The sequence below is a fragment of the Affinirhizobium helianthi genome (assembly GCF_042680945.1).
GTDB classification, from domain to species: Bacteria; Pseudomonadota; Alphaproteobacteria; order Rhizobiales; family Rhizobiaceae; genus Neorhizobium; species Neorhizobium helianthi.
This window is the reverse complement of the sequence record NZ_JBHUEQ010000008.1, coordinates 43,888-50,038: the sequence shown is the minus strand read 5'-3', so window position 1 is coordinate 50,038 and position 6,151 is coordinate 43,888. Positions and strand designations below refer to the sequence as shown.

Annotated in this window: 5 protein-coding genes; all 5 read right to left on the bottom strand. The window is 60.5% G+C overall.

All coding sequences use genetic code 11. The features are described from left to right. Positions 1 to 107: 107 nt before the first annotated feature. Positions 108 to 1,994, bottom strand: a complete 1,887-nt coding sequence (locus ACFSE1_RS06465) for a bifunctional sugar phosphate isomerase/epimerase/4-hydroxyphenylpyruvate dioxygenase family protein (RefSeq protein WP_377398131.1) — start codon at positions 1,992 to 1,994, stop codon at positions 108 to 110. After that, positions 1,994 to 2,848 carry a shikimate dehydrogenase family protein gene (locus tag ACFSE1_RS06460; protein WP_377398119.1) on the bottom strand — a complete coding sequence of 285 codons (855 nt, stop codon included), beginning with the start codon at positions 2,846 to 2,848 and terminating at the stop codon, positions 1,994 to 1,996. The genes ACFSE1_RS06465 and ACFSE1_RS06460 overlap by 1 nt, the downstream gene beginning before the upstream one ends. 16 nt (positions 2,849 to 2,864) lie before the next feature. After that, positions 2,865 to 4,385 carry a tripartite tricarboxylate transporter permease gene (locus tag ACFSE1_RS06455; RefSeq protein ID WP_377398115.1) on the bottom strand — a complete coding sequence of 507 codons (1,521 nt, stop codon included), beginning with the start codon at positions 4,383 to 4,385 and terminating at the stop codon, positions 2,865 to 2,867. A gap of 4 nt (positions 4,386 to 4,389) precedes the next feature. Beyond that, complete coding sequence (locus ACFSE1_RS06450; RefSeq protein ID WP_377398112.1) at positions 4,390 to 4,911, bottom strand: tripartite tricarboxylate transporter TctB family protein; 522 nt, start codon at positions 4,909 to 4,911, stop codon at positions 4,390 to 4,392. Positions 4,912 to 5,037: 126 nt separating this feature from the next. Next, positions 5,038 to 6,030, bottom strand: a complete 993-nt coding sequence (locus ACFSE1_RS06445) for a Bug family tripartite tricarboxylate transporter substrate binding protein (RefSeq protein WP_377398109.1) — start codon at positions 6,028 to 6,030, stop codon at positions 5,038 to 5,040. Positions 6,031 to 6,151: the final 121 nt, after the last annotated feature.

Below are 6,151 nucleotides of genomic sequence, written 5' to 3'. Positions count from 1 at the left end.
AATAAAGCATGAAGTCAAAGATGCTCACGGGATAATCGCGCGCTCCGTAAATGTTTGCGACAAGCCCCGATTATCTGCAGTGAGGCTGCAAGGGACTTGTTTTTCGTTTACCCGCTCGGTAGCCCTACCGGCCTGGACAATCTACGTTGTGCAGCTATCCGAAAAATCGCATTTGCTGCGCCATATCCGTTGTAGCCGTTGCGGCGCTCGATGATCTCGAAGAAGAAACCTTCGCCGAAGGTGCGGCTGTAAAGCTGGAAATATTCCCCGTCATTGTCACGATCGTAGAGAATGCTGAGGTCGCGCAGCCGATCGACGAAATCCGGCATCAGGCCGAAACGGGCTTCCAGGTCATCGTAATAGTTCTGGGAGATTGGCAGCGGCTCCAGACCGCAGGTCTTCAGCGCCGTGGCTGTAGCGAAGATATCACCTGTCTGGAAGGCGATATGCTGCACGCCCGCGCCAAAACCTTCCGTCAGGAAGTGGCCGGCAAAGGTCTTGCGGCTTTCCGCGCCGTTGATCGTCACCCGGAACCGGCCATCTGCGGCATGGATCGCCTGGCTGCGCACGAGGCCGCCCGGATCGGCAACATCCACCATACTGGACCGACTGACATCGAAGATCGCCGTGTAAAACAGAAGCAGGCTTAGCATCTCGTCGTAACGGGTTGTCTGTGCCAGATGATCGATGCGCGTCAGGCCGGCGCCCGTGGTGGAGGTCGGCGCGAGGTCAAACTCCTTCGACCAGATCTCTCCCAGTGCATCGCTGCCATCGATGAAATAGATGATCTCGCCACCGCTGGCGGTGACCGCGGGCACCGCCGCCTCGCCCGGACGACGCGGCTCGGAAAACACTTCCGCTCCCATAGCAAGCGCCCGTTCGACCGCCCGCCTAGCATCTGCCACGCGCAGACCGAAGGCATAGACGTTGACGCCGTGCACGGAATAGGAGGAACTGGCGATACTGTCCGGATCGGTGTTGATGACGATGCGGATCTCGCCCTGCTGGTAAAGATCGACCTTGCGGTTCTTGTGCTGTCCGGCCTTAACGAAACCGAGCGTCGTCAGGAGTGCCACCAGGTCATCGGCGTCCTCCGGCGAAGCTGCGAACTCGACGAACTCGACGGCCTCCACGGCGATGCGCGGCGGCACATCGTCAGTCGTCACCTTGAGATCGGGTGCCGCCCGCCTCACGTCATCCATCAGGTTGAGAAGCGAGCGATGGCCATCCTCCGCAATCAGGCGCGCCGAACCGCTGCGGAACTGGTCGTTGAAGATTTCCAAGGACAACGGCCCGTCATAACCGGTGGCAGCAATCGCCGCCATGAAGGGCACGAGCGGCAGATCGCCTTCGCCGGGCATGTTGCGGAAGTGGCGGCTCCAGTAAAGGAGATCCATATCGATCTGCGGCGCATCGGCCAGCTGGACGAAGAAGATCTTGTCGCCGGGGATCGAGCGGATGCTTTCCGGATCGATCTTGCGAGACAGCGTGTGGAAACTGTCTAGGATGAGGCCGATGTTCGGATGATCGGCGCGGCGCACGATTTCCCAGGCATCGCGATGGTCATTGATGTGGCGTCCCCAAGCGAGCGCCTCGTAGCCGATACGCAGGCCGCGCTTTGCGGCCCTTTCGCCAAGCTCGCGGAAATCGGCCGCCGCCCGGTCGATGCCGCCGAGCGAGACGGGAGAGACATTCGAGCAGACCAGCATCAGGTTCGTGCCCAGCTGCTCCATGATGTCGAACTTGCGCTCCGCCCGGTCAAAGCAGCGGCTGCGATAGGGCTCGGGCATGCCCTCGAAATCGCGGAACGGCTGGAAGAGCGAGATCTCCAACCCATGATCGCTAACCATGCGTCGTACATCGGCGGGCAAAGCATCGTGGATCAGGAGGTCGTTTTCGAAGATCTCAACCCCGCTAAAGCCCGCCTTGGCAATGGCATTCAGTTTCTCCGGAAGGTCACCGCTGATCGAGACGGTCGCAATCGAGGTTTTTATCACACGCTCACTCCCTCAACCTGCTTTAAAGCCAGCCGCAAGGCCGCCTGATCCACATCCCGCCCGGTGAACAGGCGGAAGGCATCAACGCCCTGGAAGAAAAACAGCTCGTATCCGCTCATGATCGAGAGACCTGCCGCCTTGGCCGCCAGCAGGAACTCCGTATCCACCGGCGTATAGACGGCATCGAATGCCCAGCGCGCGCCGGTGAGGCCGCTCTCCGGCACGGCGGACCCGGCATAACCGACCATGCCGAGCGGCGTGCAGTTGATCAGCCCATCGGCGCCTTCCACGGCATCATCCGCGGACGACACCACCTCGACGATCAGATCAGGTGCCGCTTGGCGCACGGCCGCGGCAAGCCCCTTGGCACGCGCCTGATCGCGGTCAAATAGGTTGAGATGACGGCACCCGAGTTCCACCAGCCCGAAGGCCACCGCCTTGCCGACACCGCCCGCGCCGATCATGGCCACACGGCCGGGCGCGGCATCATGCCCGAAGGCTGTGCGGAAACCGCGGACAAAGCCGCTATAATCGGTATTGAACCCGCGCGGCGTGCCCGCTCCAAAGAGAACGGTATTGCAGGCCGCGATCTGACGAATGGCGGGGTCGGTCACATCCAGCATGCCAACAACACGTTCCTTGTAGGGATAGGTGACGTTAATGCCGGTAAAGCGTTCTTCACCGCAGAAGGCAAAAACCTGTTCGAAGGTCTGGTTCCGCTGCAGCGGAACCAGACGCTCGTAGGTGACGGTGAGACCGCAGAGACGACCCGCGATCTCATGCAGACGGGGCGACTGTGACGCGGCGATGTTATCGCCGATGAGGCCAAGCCGGATGGTCTTTGCGGTCATGCTGGCAATCCTCCTATCAGTTGGACTTGATGGCATCGACGGATGTCGGTGCCGCTCCGAAGCGGCGCTTCCACCAACGGGTCTGCGTGAACAGCACGAAGACGATGATGCCTAGAAGGGTCGCCGAAAGCGGGCTTGTGAGGATGCCGAGCGCAAAGTCCGGCAGACTCTCGCGTTCGGAGATGATGGCGCGGCGCCAGTTGTCGTCCATCAGACGGCTGAGGATGATGCCCAGAATGACCGGGGCCACCTGGTATCCGTAGAGCTTCATGAAGTAGCCGAACACGCCGAAGCCAAGCATCCACCAGACATCCGCAACCGAGTTGTTGATCGAATAGGCGCCGACGACGCTGAGCAGCAGGATGAGCGGGAAGAGCACCGCCTTCGGGCACTCAATGATCTTGGTAAAGATGCGGATGCCGGTTAGGCCAAAGATCAGCATGAAGATATCGGCGAGCACGAGGTTGCCGACGGTGAACCAGAACATGTCCGGTTTTTCGAGAAGCAGCAGCGGTCCCGGGTTGAGGCCGTGGATGAACAGCGCGCCGATGATGACGGCGGTGACCGCATCGCCCGGAATGCCGAGCGTCAGCATCGGGATGTACGCACCTCCAACGGCGGCATTGTTGGCGCTTTCCGGCGCGATCAGGCCTTCCTTGGCGCCTTGGCCGAAGGGCACTTCCGGGTTCTTGGTGATGCGCTTGGCGTGGTCATAGGCCATCAGCGCGGCAATATCCCCGCCGGTGCCCGGCAGCGCGCCGATGATGACGCCGATGCCGGACGATTGCAGCGTCAGCGACAGATGGCGCTTGATATCGCCCCACAGAGGCACGATGCGGTCAATCTTCTGCTTCACTGCCTGGGCATTCAGATGATGGAGCTGCAGCAGCGCTTCCGAGACACCGAACATGCCGATCATCAGAGCGATGGAGGAGATGCCGTTCATCAGCGAGACGGAGCCGAACGTGAAACGCTGTTCGGCGGTCATGGGGTCAAGACCAACGGAACCGAGCAGGATGCCGAAAGCACCTGCGAACACGCCCTTCGCCAGGCTTTCGCCGGAGAGCGCGCCGACAAGCAGAATGCCCATCACGGCGATCAGCATGTAGTCGCGCGGCTGGAACTTGATGGCGAATTCGCTGATCGTCGGCGCGGCAATGGCCAGCACGACGATACCAACGAGTCCGCCAATGAAGGACATGACCGTGGAGAGGCCGATCGCCTGTCCTGCCTCGCCCTTCTTGGCCATCGGGTAGCCGTCAAGGCTGGTGGCAATTGCCGCCGGCGCGCCGGGAATGTTGAGGAGGATGGCGGTACGCGAACCACCATAGACGCCCCCCATGAAGATGCCGTTCATCAGGGCAAGCGCGGGGTTTACCTCCCAGCTGAAGGTAAACGAGATCAGGATCGACACCGCCATGGTGACCGAGAGGCCGGGAATGGCGCCGATATAGATGCCGGCAAAAGCGCCGAGAGCGGTGAGAAACAGGAGATCCGGCTGGATCCACGAAGAAAAGAGATAGCTCAAGGCTTCCATGGTATCAGGTTCCTGCCGCAAAGAATGATTGGACCCAGGCAATGATGGCGCGTTCCGGGATCAGCCCCTCGGGCAGTACAACCTGGAACACCAGGCGAAACACGACATAAACGCAGATGATGGAGAGCACCGAAAGGCCAAACGCCCGCTTGAACCGGCCGCCCTGGAGAAACGTGATCGACGCCAGCAGAAAAAGGAAGGATGACGGGATAAAGCCCAACCAGTCCAGGATCAGGCTGTAAACCAGGATCAGCCCGCAGAACACCACCACCGTTGCCGGCAGGATTTCAGTGCGGAGCCGTTCAAGAACGGCCGCGGGAGCGGGCTTTCGCAAGGTCTTGGCAAGGATGATGGCGATTGACGCGACCATAACCGCAGACATGGCCATCGGAAATGCTCCCGCCGAACTCAGGGCGCTGAAGCCAGAAATGGCATAGGCCTGCCAGAGAAGGACAAGGCTGCCAATCAGCAGGATGAGCGTGAAGACCACTTCGCCGGGCCGGCGTGTGGTTGGCTGTTCTTGCATGAGATGCTCCCCCGGTCGCGGGGCAGCAAATCCATGGTGCCCGGAACCGTCAAATTAGCGGGTTGATGCAAAATGAGTGGCGGCAACGACCGGCATCAGTACCGGTCGTTGCGCTCGAAAAATTCATCAGGGCTTCGGGATGCCGAATTCTTCCGGCGACTTCTTGCCCATGCCGGCGTCATAGACAACCCAGGAGGTCGTGGACTGCCACTTCTTCAGGAAGCTGTTGGCTTCATCGCCCGACACGTTCATCGAGACATAACCGCGATCGGAAAGAAGTTTCTGGAAGGCTTCGTTGTTGGCGCCCTTCTTGAAGGCGTCCACCAGCTTTGCCTTCACGTCATCCGGGGTTTCCGACTTGACGAAGACGCCGAAGAACGGGCCCCAGGGCAGCAGGCTTTCGAACTGCGGATAATCGGCGGTGATCGGGCGGGCGTCCGGCAGGACCGGGCTTGCCTGCTTGTCGAAGATCGCCAGGATCTTGATGCGGCCGGCTTTCACATGTTCGACGGCAGCGCCGAGAACGGCAGGCATGAATTCGACAGCGCCACCCTGCATGGCGGTCAGCGCCGGCCCATCACCATCGAAGGGAACGGCCGTGACCTTGAAATCCAGCTTGCTGGACAGCATGGAACCGACAACCGATGGCAGACCGCCCGGGCCGGTCGACCCCATGCGCACCTTGCCGGGGTTCTTCTGAACGTATTCCACCAGTTCCTTGAAGGTGTTGAACGGTGCGTCCTTGTTAGCCACAATGACCGGAATGCCGCGTGCCAGCACGTTGACCGGATAGAAGTTCGAATAGTCGAGGTTGGACAGGCCCATGACCTTGTAGAGCTGCGGGTTCTCCGCGCTCATCAGTAAGGTGTAGCCATCAGCCGGCTGAGTCGACACGAACTGGGTGGCGATTACGCCGACGCCGCCGGTCTTGTTGGTCATCACGATCGAACGACCGAGTTCCTTTTCGACGTGCGGTGCGACCGAACGCATGACCAGATCGGTGCTGCCGCCGGCGCCCCACTGGATCACGCCTTGCAGATCCTGTTTCGGAAAATCGTTCGCCATCGCGAAAGATGCGGCCAAGCTGAGGGCAACCGCCCCCATGAGTGTCTTCAGCATATTGTTCTCCTCCCGTACCCCCGGGCAGTGGTGTTTGAGGTGGCTGCGGATCCTCCTCCGCATGCCCCGGATCCTGCTTGTGCAGGCGTGATCATCTTTTTCTATTCCTTGACATAACGCA